Source organism: Phenylobacterium aquaticum (genome assembly GCF_947378715.1).
Lineage (GTDB): Bacteria > Pseudomonadota > Alphaproteobacteria > Caulobacterales > Caulobacteraceae > Phenylobacterium > Phenylobacterium aquaticum_A.
This window is the reverse complement of sequence record NZ_CANCLE010000002.1, coordinates 1-14,038: the sequence shown is the minus strand read 5'-3', so window position 1 is coordinate 14,038 and position 14,038 is coordinate 1. Positions and strand designations below refer to the sequence as shown.

The 14,038-nt window shown below is 69.7% G+C and carries 14 protein-coding genes and 1 pseudogene; 6 read left to right on the top strand and 9 right to left on the bottom strand.

Translation table 11 applies throughout. The annotated features are described in order from the left end of the window. Positions 1-12: 12 nt before the first annotated feature. Positions 13-735, bottom strand: coding sequence for a tRNA (guanosine(37)-N1)-methyltransferase TrmD (trmD, locus tag Q7P21_RS00465; protein WP_304165837.1), 723 nt, complete (start codon positions 733-735; stop codon positions 13-15). A 126-nt stretch (positions 736-861) separates the two neighbouring features. On the opposite strand from trmD, the gene tesB reads away from it, so the two are divergent. Beyond that, the gene (gene tesB / locus Q7P21_RS00460; RefSeq protein ID WP_304175265.1) at positions 862-1,728 is read left to right on the top strand and encodes an acyl-CoA thioesterase II; all 867 of its coding nucleotides are present in this window, start codon (positions 862-864) and stop codon (positions 1,726-1,728) included. A gap of 161 nt (positions 1,729-1,889) precedes the next feature. On the opposite strand, the gene rimM is transcribed toward tesB, so the two are convergent. From rimM to ffh, 3 genes are read right to left on the bottom strand one after another with little or no spacing between them, the layout of a single operon-like run. After that, the gene (gene rimM / locus Q7P21_RS00455) at positions 1,890-2,393 is read right to left on the bottom strand and encodes a ribosome maturation factor RimM (RefSeq protein ID WP_304175263.1); all 504 of its coding nucleotides are present in this window, start codon (positions 2,391-2,393) and stop codon (positions 1,890-1,892) included. 27 nt (positions 2,394-2,420) lie between these two features. Next, positions 2,421-2,951 (bottom strand): 30S ribosomal protein S16, encoded by a 531-nt coding sequence (gene rpsP, locus Q7P21_RS00450; RefSeq protein WP_304165827.1) that lies wholly within the window; start codon positions 2,949-2,951, stop codon positions 2,421-2,423. An 18-nt stretch (positions 2,952-2,969) separates the two neighbouring features. Further along, positions 2,970-4,514, bottom strand: coding sequence for a signal recognition particle protein (gene ffh / locus Q7P21_RS00445; protein ID WP_304175261.1), 1,545 nt, complete (start codon positions 4,512-4,514; stop codon positions 2,970-2,972). A gap of 424 nt (positions 4,515-4,938) precedes the next feature. Here ffh and Q7P21_RS00440 point away from each other — a divergent pair, with 424 nt between their 5' ends. Further along, entirely contained in the window at positions 4,939-6,447 is a 1,509-nt protein-coding gene (locus Q7P21_RS00440; protein WP_304175259.1) for a hypothetical protein, read from the top strand. Positions 6,448-6,454: 7 nt separating this feature from the next. Here the strand turns inward: Q7P21_RS00440 and Q7P21_RS00435 are convergent, their stop codons facing one another. The 3 genes from Q7P21_RS00435 to Q7P21_RS00425 form a co-directional block, all read right to left on the bottom strand. Then, on the bottom strand, positions 6,455-8,569 hold the full coding sequence (locus Q7P21_RS00435; RefSeq protein WP_304175257.1) for a M3 family metallopeptidase: 2,115 nt from the start codon (positions 8,567-8,569) through the stop codon (positions 6,455-6,457). Positions 8,570-8,649: 80 nt separating this feature from the next. Continuing rightward, positions 8,650-9,294, bottom strand: coding sequence for a TetR/AcrR family transcriptional regulator (locus Q7P21_RS00430; RefSeq protein ID WP_304175322.1), 645 nt, complete (start codon positions 9,292-9,294; stop codon positions 8,650-8,652). Between the two features lie 16 nt (positions 9,295-9,310). Next, positions 9,311-9,568 (bottom strand): hypothetical protein, encoded by a 258-nt coding sequence (locus tag Q7P21_RS00425; RefSeq protein WP_304165813.1) that lies wholly within the window; start codon positions 9,566-9,568, stop codon positions 9,311-9,313. A gap of 250 nt (positions 9,569-9,818) precedes the next feature. Here Q7P21_RS00425 and Q7P21_RS00420 point away from each other — a divergent pair, with 250 nt between their 5' ends. Then, a complete protein-coding gene (locus tag Q7P21_RS00420) occupies positions 9,819-10,670 on the top strand; it encodes a glutamate racemase (protein WP_304165811.1) in 852 nt (283 codons plus the stop codon). On the opposite strand, the gene Q7P21_RS00415 is transcribed toward Q7P21_RS00420, so the two are convergent. Then, complete coding sequence (locus tag Q7P21_RS00415) at positions 10,650-11,360, bottom strand: pyridoxamine 5'-phosphate oxidase family protein (RefSeq protein ID WP_304165809.1); 711 nt, start codon at positions 11,358-11,360, stop codon at positions 10,650-10,652. The genes Q7P21_RS00420 and Q7P21_RS00415 overlap by 21 nt on opposite strands. A 93-nt stretch (positions 11,361-11,453) precedes the next feature. On the opposite strand from Q7P21_RS00415, the gene Q7P21_RS00410 reads away from it, so the two are divergent. Further along, the gene (locus Q7P21_RS00410) at positions 11,454-12,899 is read left to right on the top strand and encodes a PLP-dependent aminotransferase family protein (RefSeq protein ID WP_304175255.1); all 1,446 of its coding nucleotides are present in this window, start codon (positions 11,454-11,456) and stop codon (positions 12,897-12,899) included. Here Q7P21_RS00410 and Q7P21_RS00405 read toward each other — a convergent pair. Continuing rightward, on the bottom strand, positions 12,896-13,237 hold the full coding sequence (locus tag Q7P21_RS00405; RefSeq protein WP_304175253.1) for a helix-turn-helix domain-containing protein: 342 nt from the start codon (positions 13,235-13,237) through the stop codon (positions 12,896-12,898). The two genes, Q7P21_RS00410 and Q7P21_RS00405, sit on opposite strands and share 4 nt — an antisense overlap. 55 nt (positions 13,238-13,292) lie before the next feature. Here Q7P21_RS00405 and Q7P21_RS00400 point away from each other — a divergent pair, with 55 nt between their 5' ends. Together Q7P21_RS00400 and Q7P21_RS00395 are read left to right on the top strand one after the other, a co-directional pair. Next, a complete protein-coding gene (locus Q7P21_RS00400; protein ID WP_304175251.1) occupies positions 13,293-13,826 on the top strand; it encodes a carboxymuconolactone decarboxylase family protein in 534 nt (177 codons plus the stop codon). A 10-nt stretch (positions 13,827-13,836) separates the two neighbouring features. Beyond that, positions 13,837-14,038 (top strand): annotated as a pseudogene (locus Q7P21_RS00395) (EamA family transporter RarD); the annotation flags it as partial.

Below are 14,038 nucleotides of genomic sequence, written 5' to 3'. Positions count from 1 at the left end.
GTTCACTGGGCTTTACTCGCCCTTTGGCTGTTGTTTGGCGAGATGCGCCGCCCAAAGATCGGGCCGCCGCTCCCGCGTCGTCTCTTCCCGCAGCGCGTGACGCCATTTCCGCACCAGGGCGTGATGGCCGCTCAACAGCACCTCGGGAATCTCCAGGCCTTCGAACGTCCGCGGTCGCGTGTACTGCGGATGCTCCAGGAGCCCGTCCTCGAAACTCTCTTCACTCAAGCTCTCAGCCTGGCCGAGGACGCCGGGCACGAGCCTTACGCACGCTTCGATCGCCACCAGGGCCGCCGCCTCGCCACCGGCGAGCACCGCGTCACCGACAGTGACCTCCTCGAACCCGCGCGCGTCGAGCACCCGCTGGTCCACCCCCTCGAACCGCCCGGCCAGGACAATCAGTCCCGGCCCCTTGGCCCACTCCGCAACCCGCGCCTGGGTCAGGGGTCTGCCCCTGGCGCTCATATACAAAAGCGGCCGTCCCCGAGGCTCCACGCTGTCCAGCGCAGCCGCGATGACGTCCGCTCGCATCACCTGTCCAGGACCGCCACCCGCAGGGGTATCGTCGAGGAAGCCGCGCTTATCCTTGGAAAAGCTGCGAATGTCCAGTGTTTCCAAGGACCACAGGCCTTGCTCGCGCCAGGCGGTTCCGATCAGGGAAACGCCCAGCGGCCCAGGAAAGGCCTCAGGGAACATGGTCAGCATGGTGACGTCGAAGGAGGGACGCGGGGACATGGCGGGCTTTTGGACCATTGGGCGCGTTTTCGCCACTGCCCCAGCGCGGATGCGTCGCCTTGCCCCTCGCTCCGCCAGGGACTAGAGCGGGCGCTTTCGCATCGCAGCAATTTTCAAGAGCCTCCCATGGACACCCCCGAGAACCTGGTTGAAACCCTCGCCCTCGAACGGCTGGAGGTGAATCTGTTCCGTGGCGTGAGCCCCGAGGACGGTCCGGGGCGGATCTTCGGCGGCCAGGTGATCGCCCAGTCGCTGCTGGCGGCCTATGAGACGGTCGAGGACCGGGCCTGCCACTCCCTGCACTGCTACTTCATCCGTCCGGGCGATCCGCGTGTGCCGATCGTCTTCGAGGTCGACCGCTCCCGCGACGGCGGCTCCTTCACCACGCGCCGGGTGGTGGCGATCCAGCACGGCCAGCAGATCTTCAACCTCGCCGCCTCGTTCCAGGTGGCGGAGGACGGCTTCGAGCACCAGGCGCCGATGCCGGCCGTAGCCATGCCCGACGACCTGCCCAGCGAGGCCGAGGCTCAGAAGGCGCTGCTGGACAAACTGCCTGAAGAACAGCGCCGGTGGGCGTCGCGGCCCCGGCCGATCGAGATGCGCCCGGTCGACGGGTCCTCGTTGTTCGGCCGACCCAATGTTCAGCCCCGCGAGCCGGAGAGCCAGGTCTGGTTCCGCGCCAAGGCCCCGATCGGCGACGACCTGCACATGCACCAGGTGGTGCTGGCCTATGCGTCGGACATGAACCTCCTGTCGACCGCCATGCGCCCGCACGGGGTGCATTGGCAGACCAAGGGCTTCCAGTCGGCCAGCCTCGACCACGCCATGTGGTTCCACAAGCAGCCGAACTTCAACAACTGGCACCTCTACGCCCAGGACAGCCCCTCGGCCTCCGGCGGGCGCGGCTTCATCCGCGGTTCGATCTATTCGCAGGACGGCGAACTGGTGGCCTCGGTCGCCCAGGAAGGCCTGATCCGGATGCGGAAGGACTAGACTCTGCTGCTCCTCCTCCGGGGGAGCTGGCCCAGGGGGCCAGAGGGGGCCGCCCTCGATTGAGGGCGGTTGGGGCTGACGGTCTGAATCCGTCCCTGCGGGCCGGCCCCCTCAACCGCTGCGCGGCAGCTCCGCCAACAGGGGAGCAGCGACGATCGCGCCTACTCCACCTCGTCGGGACGCACGACGATCAGCTTGCCCTGCGCGATCAGCACCTGAGGCACGGTCTCGCGGGTGAAGGGCAGCCACCAGCTCTGGCCCTTGGGCGGCTGGATCTCCAAGAGATCGCCGGCGCCGAAATCATTGACGGCCTTCACATGGCCCATGGCTGCGCCGTCGGGACTCTCGACGGCCAAGCCCAGCAGGTCGGCGAGATAGAATTCGTCCTCGTCAGGCGCCGGCAAGTCGTCGCGGTCGATGAACAGGGTCATGCCCCGAAGCGCCTCGGCCTGGTCACGGTCCGTAACCTCGGCGGCGCGGGCGATCACCCCGCCCTTCACCGCGCGCGCCTGGGTGATGGTGAGCGCCGGGCTCCCATTCTCGCGCTTCAGGGCCCGATAGCGCGCGAGCGCCAGCGGGTCCTCGGTGAAGGTGGTGATGCGGATCTCACCCTTGACGCCAAAGGCGCCGGCGACCCGGGCGATCTGGAGGAGGCGGTCAGCCATGGGCGATAGCCGCCTCCCTTACAGGTCTCAGCCTTCCGACGTTTCGGCCGCGGGGGCCTCTTCGGCGGGGGCTTCGGCGGCCGGCGCTTCTTCAGCGGCGGGAGCTTCTTCCGCAGCGGCTTCGGCCACGGGGGCTTCCTCGGCCGGAGCTTCGATCACGGCGGGCTCTTCAACCGGCGGGGGCGGCGGGGCGGCGGCGGCTTCCGCAGCAGCGGCGGCCATGTCGGCGTCGCGCTGGGCGCGTTCGGCGGCGCGTTCCTTGGCCTTCTGGCCGGGCAGGCCCTTGGTCGGGTTGTTGCCGGCTTCCCACTTGGCCAGGCCCTGTTGCGACAGGAAGCGAGCGACGCGGTCGGTCGGCTGGGCGCCCTTGCTGATCCATTCCTGGATGCGCTCGACCTTCAGGACCACGCGCGACGGGTCGTCCTTCTTCAGCAGCGGGTTATAGGCGCCGACCTTCTCGATGAAGCGGCCGTCGCGGGGCGAGTGGCTGTCGGCGACGACGATCGAGTAATAGGGGCGCTTCTTGGCGCCGCCACGGGCGAGACGAATCTTGAGCATGATAGTCCTTTGTAAGATCTAGGATTTCTTGAAGGGATTGAAGCCGGGCGGAAGACCGCCGAGACCGGGAAGCTTGGGTGCGCCGGGGCCGCCAAGCCCCGGGAGATTGGGAAGTCCGCCGCCGCCCTGCTGGGCGAGCTTGCCGAGTTCCTCGAGTTGACTGGCGTCCGGCTGGGGCAGCTTGCCGCCGCCCAGCGCCTTGAGGCGGTCCTGGCCGCCGCCGGCGCCCATCATGCCGGCCATGCGGGCGAAGCCCTTGCCGCCGTCCTTGCTCATCATCTTGAAGGCGTCGGCCATCTGGCGATGCTGCTTCAGGAGACGATTGATCTCGGAGACCTCGACCCCGGCGCCCTTGGCGATCCGGCGCTTGCGCGACGCCGCCAGGATGTCGGGCTTCTTGCGCTCCAGCTTGGTCATGGAGGAGATGATCGCCGCCTGGCGGTCGATCATCTTGTCCGAGACATTGGCTTCGGCCATCTGCTTCTTGATCTTCTGGACGCCCGGCAGGAAGCCCATCAGGCCCTCCATGCCGCCCATGCGCTTCATCTGGGCGAACTGGTCGGCCATCATGTCCAGATCGAACTGGCCCTTGGCCAGCCGCTTGGCCATGGCCTCGGCCTTGGCGGTGTCGAGATCCTGGGTGGCCTTTTCGACCAGGGCGACCACGTCGCCCTGACCCAGGATGCGGCCGGCGACACGGGCGGCGTCGAACACGTCCAGCCCGTCGATCTTTTCCGAGACGCCCAGGAACTTGATGGGCAGGCCGGTGACCGCGCGCATGGACAGCGCCGCGCCGCCGCGACCATCGCCATCGGCGCGGGTCAGCACCAGGCCCGTGAGCGGCAGGCGCTCGTGGAAGGCCTTGGCGGTGCGCACCGCGTCCTGGCCGGTCAGGCAGTCGGCGACCAGCAGGGTCTCGGAGGGGTTCGAGATCCGGGCGATCTCGGCCGCCTCGCTCATCATCGCCTCGTCCAGCGTGGTGCGGCCGGCGGTGTCGAGGATCAGGACGTCATAGCCCTGCAGCCGGGCGGCCGACATGGCGCGCCGGGCGATGTCGGGGGCCGTCTGGCCGGCGACGATCGGCAGGCTGTCGACCTCGGCCTGCTTGGCCAGAATGGCCAGCTGCTCCATGGCGGCCGGACGGCGGGTGTCCAGCGAGGCCAGCAGGACCTTCTTGCGCTCCTTGTGGAGCTTGAGGGCCAGCTTGCCGGCGGTGGTGGTCTTGCCGGAGCCCTGCAGGCCGGCCATCAGGATCACGGTCGGCGGGTTGAGCGAGAGGTTCAGCCCCTCGGTGGTCTGGCCGCCCAGCATCTCGACCAGGCCGTCATAGGTGATCTTGACCACCTGGTCGGCAGGCCGGACCGAACGGATGACGTCTTCGCCGCTGGCCCGTTCCTTGGCCTTGGCGATGAACTCGCGCACCACCGGCAGGGCGACGTCGGCCTCGAGCAGGGCCACGCGCACCTCGCGCAGGGCCTCGTCGATGTCCTTCTCCGACAGCACCCCGCGACCGGAGAGCCGGTCGAATACGGAGGACAGCCGATCTGTCAGTGCGTCGAACAAACTTCACCCAATCCAATGGCCCAAACGCAATCGACCCCCGTGGACGATCACGTCGACGGGGGGCCTCGCCGCCCTCGTCCCAAATCAGATATGGGGGTCGTGGCGGTGGAGGGCGCGATTGCTCTGCGCCGGAAGGGCGCGTCTATGCGCGCAAAGGACGGAAAGGTCAAGGAAAGGGGTGGGGCGCTAACTCATCGCCTCGTTGTCTTCGCGCGTCTTGCCGATCAGGCGGCGATGACGCCAGCGACGGCCGCCATGAGGTTTAAGGCGCGGTCCGGCAGTGAGGCTGTCGCCTGCCAGGCTGCGTCACCGCCACCATACCGGGCGTATAAGTCCGCCGTGACGCTACGGCGCCTTGACGCTGAGGCCGACGCCCGGGAGTCTTGGGTTGTAGTCACGCGCCGCGCGCCCTGGACCGATACCCATGACCCTCCGGCGTGCCGCCGACCTTCCGCCGACCGCCGCACTGCTGGTCGAGGGCGGGGATCGCCGGATCGCGCTCAGCGACGGGCGCAACCAGTACGGCCATCCGGCCTCGCCTCGCCCCGGCGAGCTGGCCTTCGGGTCCTCAACCGCCTCGACCATCTCCGAGCCGGCCTTCGCCGCCGCCGAGGCCCTGCGCGGTCGACTGGCCCAGGCGTTGGAGCAGGCCCCGCCGGCCGAAGTCTACCGGCAGGGCATGCGCCGCGTCCGCCGCGCGCTGCGCCGGCTTTGCGGCCTGGAGGCGGGCGGCGGGACAGACGTCCTGATGGCCGCCTCCGGCACCGACCTGCACCTCGTCGCCGCCTGCCTGGTGCGCGCCAGCGCGGCCGCGGCCCTGCAGGTGATCTCGGTGCAGGGCTCCGAGACCGGCAGCGGCCTGGACGACGCCCTGGCTGGCCGGCATTTCGCCCCCCTGGCGGTCTGCGGCGGCGAGGTGGCCAAGGGCGACCTGATCCCCGAGGTCGGCGAGATCGCGCGCGCCGCCTTCGCCATCCGCGACGCCGACGGTGGGCTGATCGATGAGGCGTCGGTGGAGGACGAGATCGATCGGCGGATCGCCGGGGCCGCCGCCGAGGGGCGCCAGACCCTGCTGGTCGCCACCGATGTCACCAAGACCGGGCTGATCGCGCCCGGCGTCGCCACCCTGACGCGGCTCGCGGCCAAGTGGGGCGAGCGGCTGGTCGTGCTGGTCGACGCCTGCCAGTTCCGCCTGTCGCCCGACACCCTGCGCGCCTATCTCGGCCAGGGGTTCATGGTCGCGGTGACCGGCTCGAAGTTCCTGACCGGCCCGGCGTTCTGCGGCGCCCTGTTCGTGCCCCGCCCCCTGGCGGCGCGGTTCGCCGACAGCCGCCCGCCCGCCGGACTGGGGCTCTATGGTCTGCGCGGCGAGTGGCCCTGTGGCTGGGCGGCCGGCGAGGTCGCGCCGCCCGGGTGCAATCTGGGCCTGCTGCTGCGCTGGGAGGCCGCGCTGCACGAGCTCGCCGCCTTCCGCGCCCTGGATCCGCGCGAGCTGCGCTGGAGCGCCTCGCTGTTCGCCGACGCCGCGCGGGACCGGATCGGCGCCGCGCCCGGCCTGAGGGTCGTGGAGACGCGCCCCCTGGACCGCGCGCCGATCGCCCGGGACGACGGTTGGGACGCGACCCAGACCATCTTCTCCTTCCGGGTGCGCGATCCCGGCGCACCGGGCGGCTTCCTGGGCATGGAAGCGTTGGGCCGGCTGCATCGGGCGCTGGCGGCGGAGGATGGGACGGGGCCGGTGGTGCGCCTGGGCCAGCCGGTCGCCTGCGGCCGGGACGGCGCCCTAAGGCTCTGCTTCAGCGCGCGCCACGCCGTCGAGGCGCGCGACGAGGCCGGCTTCTCGCGCCTGCTGGCCTCGGTCGGGACGGCGATGGACAGGGTCGAGGCCCTGGCCGCCGCCCTCGCCCCGCGCGACGCGGCGAGGGTCGGCTGAAGCCGCGTCAGCTGGTGGGGAAGCCCTTGTCGCGCAGATAGGCCTTCACGTCCGGATCACGGCCCCGGAAGGCGCGGTACTGGTCGCCCGGGTCCACCGTGTTGCCGACGCTCATGATCTTGTCATGCAGCCGCTGGGCGACGGTCTTGTCATAGGGCCCGCCGGCCTCCTCGAAGGCCTCGAAGGCGTCGTGGTCCAGCACCTCGGACCAGAGATAGCTGTAATAGCCCGCCGAATAGCCGTCCGAGGCGAAGATGTGCTGGAACTGCGGGGTGCGGTGGCGCATCGGCAGCTCGGTCGGCATGCCCAGCTTGGCCAGTTCCGTCTTCTCGAAGGCGTCGGGATCGATGTCGGCGTCGCCGGCCAGATGCAGCTTCATGTCGATCAGGGCCGAGGCCAGATATTCGGTGACGTCGAAGCCCTGGCGGAAGGTGTGGGCCTTGGTGATCTTGGCCACCAGCTCGGCCGGGATCGGCTTGCCGGTCTGATAGTGCAGGGCGAAGCGGTTCAGCACCTGCGGCGTGGGCAGCCAGTTCTCGTTGAGCTGCGAGGGGAATTCCACATAGTCGCGGGCCACCGCCGTGCCCGACAGGGAGGGATAGACCACCGCCGAGTTCAGGCCGTGCAGGGCGTGGCCGAACTCATGGAACATGGTCTTGGCGTCGTCCCAGGAGACCAGCACCGGCTCGCCTGCGGCGCCCTTCACGAAGTTGGCGTTGTTGGAGACGATGGTGGTGACCGCCCCGTCGAAGGTCGACTGCGACCGATAGGCGTTCATCCAGGCGCCCGAGCGCTTGCCGGCGCGGGCATAGGGATCGAAGTACCAGAGGCCCACATGCTGGCCGCCCGCGCCCTTGACCTCCCACACCGTGATGTCGGGATGGGCGACGGGCACGCCGGTGACGGGGTGGAAGGTGAAGCCATAGAGTTGGCCCGCCGCCCAGTGCATGCCCTCGCGCAGCTTCTCGAGCTGCAGATAGGGCTTCACCTGGTTCATATCGAGGTCGTAGCGGGCGGCGCGGACCTTCTCGGCGTAGTAGCGATAGTCCCAGGCGGCGATCTTGACCCCGCCCTTCTCCGCGTCGGCGATGGCCTGCATCTCGGCCACCTCCTCATGGACGCGGGCGATGGCCGAGGGCCAGACCCGCATCATCAGGGCCATGGCCGCCTCGGGCGTCTTGGCCATGGCGTTCTCGACCCGCCAGTGAGCGTGGGTCGGATAGCCCAAGAGCTTGGCGCGCTCGGCCCTGAGCTTGAGGATCTTCTGGATCAGGGCGTTGTTGTCGTGGGCGTCGCCATTGTCGCCCCGGCTGTAGAAGGTGCGCCAGACCTTCTCGCGCAGGTCGCGGCGGGCCGAATAGGTCAGGAACGGGTCGATGGAGGAGCGGGTGTTGAGGACGGCGAACTCGCCCTTGTGGCCGCGATCCTCGGCGGCCGTGGCGGCGGCGGCGCGGACATCCCCAGGCAGGCCGGTCAGCTCGCTCTCGGTGCGCAGATAGAGGACATAGTCCGTCTCATCGGCCAGCAGGTTCTGGTTGAAGCTGGTGAACAGGCCGGCGAGGTCCTGGTTGATCTGGGCGATCCGGGCCTTGTCCGGCCCCGACAGCCTGGCGCCGGCGCGAACGAAGCGGTTCCAATAGAGCCAGGACAGGCGCTGCTGCTCGGGAGTCAGGCTGGCGCGGGCGTCATAGACCGCCGAGATGCGGGCGAAGAGCGCGGCGTTCTGCAGGATGGCGTCGGAATGGGCCGACAGCTTGGGGGCCATCTCCTTGTCCACCGCCCGGACCTCCGGGGTCGACAGCGTGCCGCTCCAGATGCCGTAGATCGTGCCGACCCGGTCGCTCATGGCGCCGGACTGTTCCAGCGGGACCAGGGTGTTGGCGAAGGTGGGCGGAGCCTTGTTCGCGACGATGGCGTCGATCTCGGTCCGCTCCTGGGCCATGGCCTGGGTCAGGGCGGGGACGAAGTCGGCGACCTTGACCTTGTCGAAGGGCGGGACGCCGCCATAGGGGCCGGTCCAGCCCAGGGTCAGGGGATTGGCCTCAGCCGCGCCAGCGACGGCGGGAATGAGCGGCGCGGCGGCGAAGGCCGCGGACGCGGCGAGGAAGGTGCGCCTTTTCATGGGAATCTCCGGGGGCAGGACTGCCGAGCCGGACAGACTAGGCGGACCTTTGGCCCGCGTCACATGACAGGGCCGTAATGTCAGGCCCGGCCGTGGCCGGCGGCCTCGATCGCACGGACGCAGATCGGCGTCGCCTCGTCGGCCGGCACCCCCAGGGCGACGAGGATCAGCGCCAGCACTTCGGCGGCGTGGGAGACATCGGCCTGACCGCTGGTGATATTGCGGATCGCCGCCCGGGCCGAACCCAGGGCCAGGGCGCGGGCGGCCAGGGGGTCGATGGACCGGAACCGCCCGGCCTCGACGCCGCGCGCCAGGATCGCCTCGAAGCGTAGCACAAAGGCGTTGGGCGGCTGGGTCTGCAGCCGGTCCTGCTGGAGATTGATCCAGGTGCGGGTCGGGTCGCCCACCACCCGGCTGGCCATCATGGCCCCGAAGGTGGCGAAGGCTTCGGCGGGATCCTCGATGGCCTGGATCTGGGCCTCGATCTCGAGGTCCGTGCTCTGGGCCATTTCCGAGGCCACGGCGGAAACCAGCTCCGCCGTCGACTGGAAGTAGTTGTAGAAGGTGCCGCGGGCGATGCCGGCGGCGTTGACGATGTCCTCGATGGTCACACTGTGCGGACCCTTTCGGGCGATCACCTCCGACGCAGCCTCAAAGATCCGCCCCCGGGTCTTACCCCGGCGCAGTTCAGCGTTCAGCGCGCGCGCCTCGAGATTGATCTTCACCAAGCCGGCGGTTCCGTCAGGCGGCGCGGGGCAGGTATTGCTCGACCGCGCGGGCGGTGGCGAGCGATCGGGCGTCGCCCTGCTCACGCAGGACCTTCACTTCCTCGGCGATCGCCGAGGTGATCTCGCGATAGGCCAGCGGCGACAGGTTCAGGAGCGCCTGGGTCGAGGCCTTGGCCAGGATCAGCACGGTCTGGAGATCCAGATCGACCGCCATCGCCCAGTTGGCGTCGGAATGCGGTGCGGCCGCCACGGGGCGGGTGTCTTCGGGCATGTCTATGTCTCAGAATCGAGTTGTGACGCGGGGTAACGAGATCTCGGCCTTGCGTCTCTTGCCGGTCCTCGACGACCCATCAGGCCGTCACCATCACTTGTTGCGCTGCACATAGGTCGGAGTGACACGTATGTCAATCTGACAGTGACACCGGTGACTGTCCTTTTTTACACTTGTTGACAATTCCAGGGTCCCCGGAGCCCGCCGTCACGGACTGGCGCGGGAGCCGCGCGTCGGGTAGGCGTGGGCCATGGCCATTGGCGTTTTCGATTCCGGGGTGGGGGGACTGACCGTCCACCGCCGGCTTGTGGACCGGTTCCCGCAGGCCGATTTCATCTATCTGGCCGATCAGGCCCATGCGCCCTATGGCGGACGGCCGGGCGAAGAGATCGTCGACCTGACCCGGGCCGGCTGCGAGAGCCTGTTCGCCGCCGGCTGCGACCTTGTGGTGCTGGCCTGCAACACCGCCTCGGGCGTGGCCCTGCGCCGCCTGCAACAGACCTGGCTACCCGGCTATCGCAGGACGCTGGGGCGACCGATCAATGTGCTGGGCATCATCGTGCCCACCATCGAGGCGGCCACCGGCCTGCCCTGGGAGCATGAAGCCGAGCGGCGCGGGGACAAGATCGAGAAACTCGACGTGCTGGGGGTGTTCGCCACCCCGGCCACCGTCCGCTCAAGGGTCTATGAAATCGAGATCGACAAGCGCCGCCAGGACGTGGCGGTGTTCTCCGAGCCCTGCCCAGACCTCGTGCCGATGATCGAGGCCGGAGCCGGGGCGGTGGAGCTGGCCACCGCCGTCGAGGCCCATGTGAAGGCCATCTCCAGCCGTATTGGCCGGCCGCCGGACCGGGCGATCCTGGGCTGCACCCACTATGAGATGGTCGCCGATATGTTCCGCGCCGCGCTCAAGCCCGGCACGCCGCTGATCCACCAGCCCGGCGCCACGGCCGATGCGCTGGAGGCCTATATGGCCAAGCATCCGGAATATGACCCCGGCCAATCGGGCCGCCGCATCTTCCTGACCACCGGCCAGGCCGGCCCGCAGAACGCCCTGGTGGAAAGCTTCTGGGGCGGGCCGCTAAACTTCGACGCGGCCTGACGCGGCGGCGCTCAACACCCGGTCCAGCCGGGCGCCTTCCAGATAGAGCCCCAGGCTCGGCGAGACCGGCGTCCCGGCGCTCTGCACGGCGTCCGCGATCCGCTCGCCCACCACCGTCGCGATCGGAATCACCCCGCTCCAGGCGTCCCAGGCGTCGTCGGCCTCGATGCGGGCGACCCCGCCGGACTTCACCTTGGCCGCAGCCTCCTCGATCTCCATCTCGATGATGGAGGTCTGCTTCAGCTCATTGTCGGTCGGCGGGCGCACCTCTCCCGTCCGACCCGGATAGAGCCGATCGACCAGGGCGGCCAGGGCCGCGCGCTGGGCGTCAAGCCCCTCCACCCGCCGGGCGCGACCGAAGGCCATGACCGAGCGGTACTGGATCGAGTGGACAAAGGCCGAGCGGGCGGCGATCAGCCCATCCAGGTGACTGACCGTCACACAGACCGGCAGGCCCTCAGCCTGGGCGCGGATCATCCGGCTGGCGGCTGAGCCATGCCAATAGAGCCGGCGACCCTCGCGCCAGTAGGCGGTGGGGGTCACGAAGGGCTGGCCGTCGATCACATAGCCGACATGGGCCAGGAGGCCGGCGTCCAGCACGGCGTGGACCTGGGCCTCGTCATAGGTGGCGCGGTCCGGATAGCGGCGGGCCCGGCTGCGGGGACTGGTGGGATAGGCGGCGTCAGTCATGGCTTCATCCTCTCGGAGGCCTGTGCTAGGTGGATAGTGGTCTGACTTCGAGGTCCACTTCTCGCACATCGAACAGACCACTCTGGAGCCGCCATGAGCTGGGCCGAGATCTATCCCTGGGAGCCGCCGGCCCCGCCGGTGGTGCGCGGCGTCTATGGCCAGGTGCGCGCCGCGATCCTGCAGGGGGCGCTGGCCCCCGGGGTCCGCCTGCCGTCCAGCCGCGACCTGGCCGCCCGGCTCGGGGTGGCGCGGGCCAGCGTGGTCACCGCCTATGAGCAGCTGCTGGCCGAGGGCTACGCCGTGGGCCGGCCGGGCTCGGGCACCTATGTCCGCGCTGATCTATCCGGGGTGCTGGACGCGCCGCGCGGCCCGACCCTGGTGACCGCGCCGCCCCCAGGCCTGCCCGACAAGGCCCTGGCCTTTGGCGCGACGCCCTCGCCCCCGCCACGGCCGGGCGCGCGAACCTTCAACACCGGCCGCACCCTGATGGACGCCCGCGCCCAGGCCGCCTGGGGCAGGTCCGCCCGCCGGGCGATCCGCGCGCTCAGCCCCGAGGATTTCGGCTATGCAGACCCGGCTGGGGACGCGGCCCTGCGCGGGGCCATCGTCGACTATCTGCGCGCCGCCCGGGGCGTGCGCTGTGAGCCCGACCAGGTGATCGTCACCACCGGCGCCCAGCACGCCCAGGACATCATCGCCCGGGTGCTGCTCTCCGCCGGCGACGCGGTCTGGGTCGAGGACCCGGGCTATCCGGCCACCCTGCGCATCCTGGAAAGCGCCGGGACGCGGCTCATCCCCGTACCGGTCGACGACGAAGGGCTGAACGTGGCCGAGGGGGTGCGCGTCGCCGCGGACGCCCGGGCCGCCTTCGTCACCCCCTCGCATCAGTATCCGCTCGGCGTAGCGCTCTCCATGGCCCGGCGGCTGGAACTGCTGGCCTGGGCGCGGGAGGCCGGGGCCTGGGTGGTCGAGGACGATTACGCCAGTGAGTTCCGCTATGCCGGCCCGCCGCTCACCGCCTTGCAGGGGCTCGATGGCGGCCAGCGGGTGATCTATATCGGCACCCTCAACAAGGCGCTGTTCCCTGGCTTGAGGCTTGGCTATCTCGTCGCGCCCCGGGCCCTGATCGGACCCCTGACCCAGGCGCGGCGGATGATCGACCGCCAGGCCCCGACCCTGACCCAGGCGATGGTGCTGGACTTCATGGCCGAGGGTGAATTCGCCGCCCATATCCGCCGCCGCCGCGTGGCCTATGGCGAACAGCGCGACGCGCTCGCCCAGGCCCTGGAGGCGCAGCTGGGCCATGTGCTGGAGGTGGCCTCTCCCGACCAGGGCCTACACCTGATCGCCTATCTGAAGCATGGCCGCTGCGATCTGGAGGCCGAGGCCCTGGCCGACGCACAAGGGGTGACCGTCCAGGCGATCAGCCGGCTCTATCGGGGCCGCGCGCCACGCTCCGGCCTGCTGCTCGGCTTCTCCGGCTACCCGGTCCGCGCCATGGCGCCGGGCGTAGCGCGGCTGGCCAAGGCCTTGGGTTAGGCGTCCGCCGGCGGGACGGCCTTCGCCCAGGCTTCCGACCACAGGACCAGCGGCTCCAACGCCGCCAACAGGTCGCGGCCCATGGGCGTGAGGCCATAGCCAGCCTCGGTCACCAGCAGGCCTGCGGCCTTCAACTCCTTCAGCCGGACGTTCAGGGTGCCCGGCGGCAGCTCAGCGGCCGAGGCCAGGGCGCGGAAGGTCAGGGGCGCTTCGCCCCGCAACTCCCACAGGATCCGCAGCAGGCCCCGACGGCCGAACAGGTCCAGGGCGGCCATGATCGGCCGGCCCGTCGAGGAGCCCCGGACCGGACGGCCGGGAATGGGCGCTACACTTTTCATAGCAATGACGACTCGCTGATGCTACAAACTTGATAGCACAACATCGGAGCCTGTCATGCAAAGCCGCATCGCCCCCGCCGAAGCCCCCTGGTCGCCCATCGTGGAGAAGCGCCTGGCGACCCTGCCTCATCTCCTGCTGTTCCGGGTGCTGGCCCGGGACGACCGGCTGTTCGCCCGGTTCATGGACGGCGGCCTGCTGGACCGGGGCCACCTGTCCCTGCGCGAGCGGGAATTGACCATATTGACCGTCTGCGCCCGCAACGGCTCGGACTATGAGTGGGGCGTCCATGTGCAGCTGCTGGCCGAGGCCGTCGGGTTCACGGCGGCCGAGATCGCGGCCACGGGCGCGCCGTTCGACACGGGCATCTGGCGCGGTCGCGACGCCCTGATCATCCGACTCTGCGACGCCTTGCAGGCGAGCAGCGAACTGGAAGAGGATTTCTGGGCCGAACTTCGCGCCGAATTCAGCGAAATGGCCTTGCTCGAACTGCTGCTGGTCATAGGTAAGTACCGACAGGTCTGCATCCTCACCAACGCGCTCCGCCTGGAGCCGGAGGCAGGGACCCCCGCCCTTCCCCGCCCCGGATGAGGAACCCCGCTTGACCCAGGACGCGCCCGACCAGAGGACCGCTCTCTTCGCGGGACTGGTCTGTTATCTGATCTGGGGCTTCGTGCCCCTGGCCTTCCAGGCCATGGGCCATCTGGGGGTTGGCGCCTGGGAGATTCTCAGCCACCGCACCCTGTGGGGGACGCCGACCGCTCTGGCCTTCGTGCTGCTGGCCGGCCAGGGCCGACAGGTCG

Excerpts from the sequence above, each read along its gene's own strand:
- trmD (WP_304165837.1), bottom strand. The coding sequence starts at position 735 with ATGTCCCCGCGTCCCTCCTTCGACGTCACCATGCTGACCATGTTCCCT.
- tesB (WP_304175265.1), top strand. The coding sequence starts at position 862 with ATGGACACCCCCGAGAACCTGGTTGAAACCCTCGCCCTCGAACGGCTG.
- Q7P21_RS00415 (WP_304165809.1), bottom strand. The coding sequence starts at position 11,360 with ATGACTGACGCCGCCTATCCCACCAGTCCCCGCAGCCGGGCCCGCCGC.
- Q7P21_RS00410 (WP_304175255.1), top strand. The coding sequence starts at position 11,454 with ATGAGCTGGGCCGAGATCTATCCCTGGGAGCCGCCGGCCCCGCCGGTG.
- rimM (WP_304175263.1), bottom strand. The coding sequence starts at position 2,393 with ATGGCTGACCGCCTCCTCCAGATCGCCCGGGTCGCCGGCGCCTTTGGC.
- Q7P21_RS00420 (WP_304165811.1), top strand. The coding sequence starts at position 9,819 with ATGGCCATTGGCGTTTTCGATTCCGGGGTGGGGGGACTGACCGTCCAC.
- Q7P21_RS00425 (WP_304165813.1), bottom strand. The coding sequence starts at position 9,568 with ATGCCCGAAGACACCCGCCCCGTGGCGGCCGCACCGCATTCCGACGCC.
- rpsP (WP_304165827.1), bottom strand. The coding sequence starts at position 2,951 with ATGCTCAAGATTCGTCTCGCCCGTGGCGGCGCCAAGAAGCGCCCCTAT.
- Q7P21_RS00400 (WP_304175251.1), top strand. The coding sequence starts at position 13,293 with ATGCAAAGCCGCATCGCCCCCGCCGAAGCCCCCTGGTCGCCCATCGTG.
- Q7P21_RS00435 (WP_304175257.1), bottom strand. The coding sequence starts at position 8,569 with ATGAAAAGGCGCACCTTCCTCGCCGCGTCCGCGGCCTTCGCCGCCGCG.
- Q7P21_RS00405 (WP_304175253.1), bottom strand. The coding sequence starts at position 13,237 with ATGAAAAGTGTAGCGCCCATTCCCGGCCGTCCGGTCCGGGGCTCCTCG.
- Q7P21_RS00440 (WP_304175259.1), top strand. The coding sequence starts at position 4,939 with ATGACCCTCCGGCGTGCCGCCGACCTTCCGCCGACCGCCGCACTGCTG.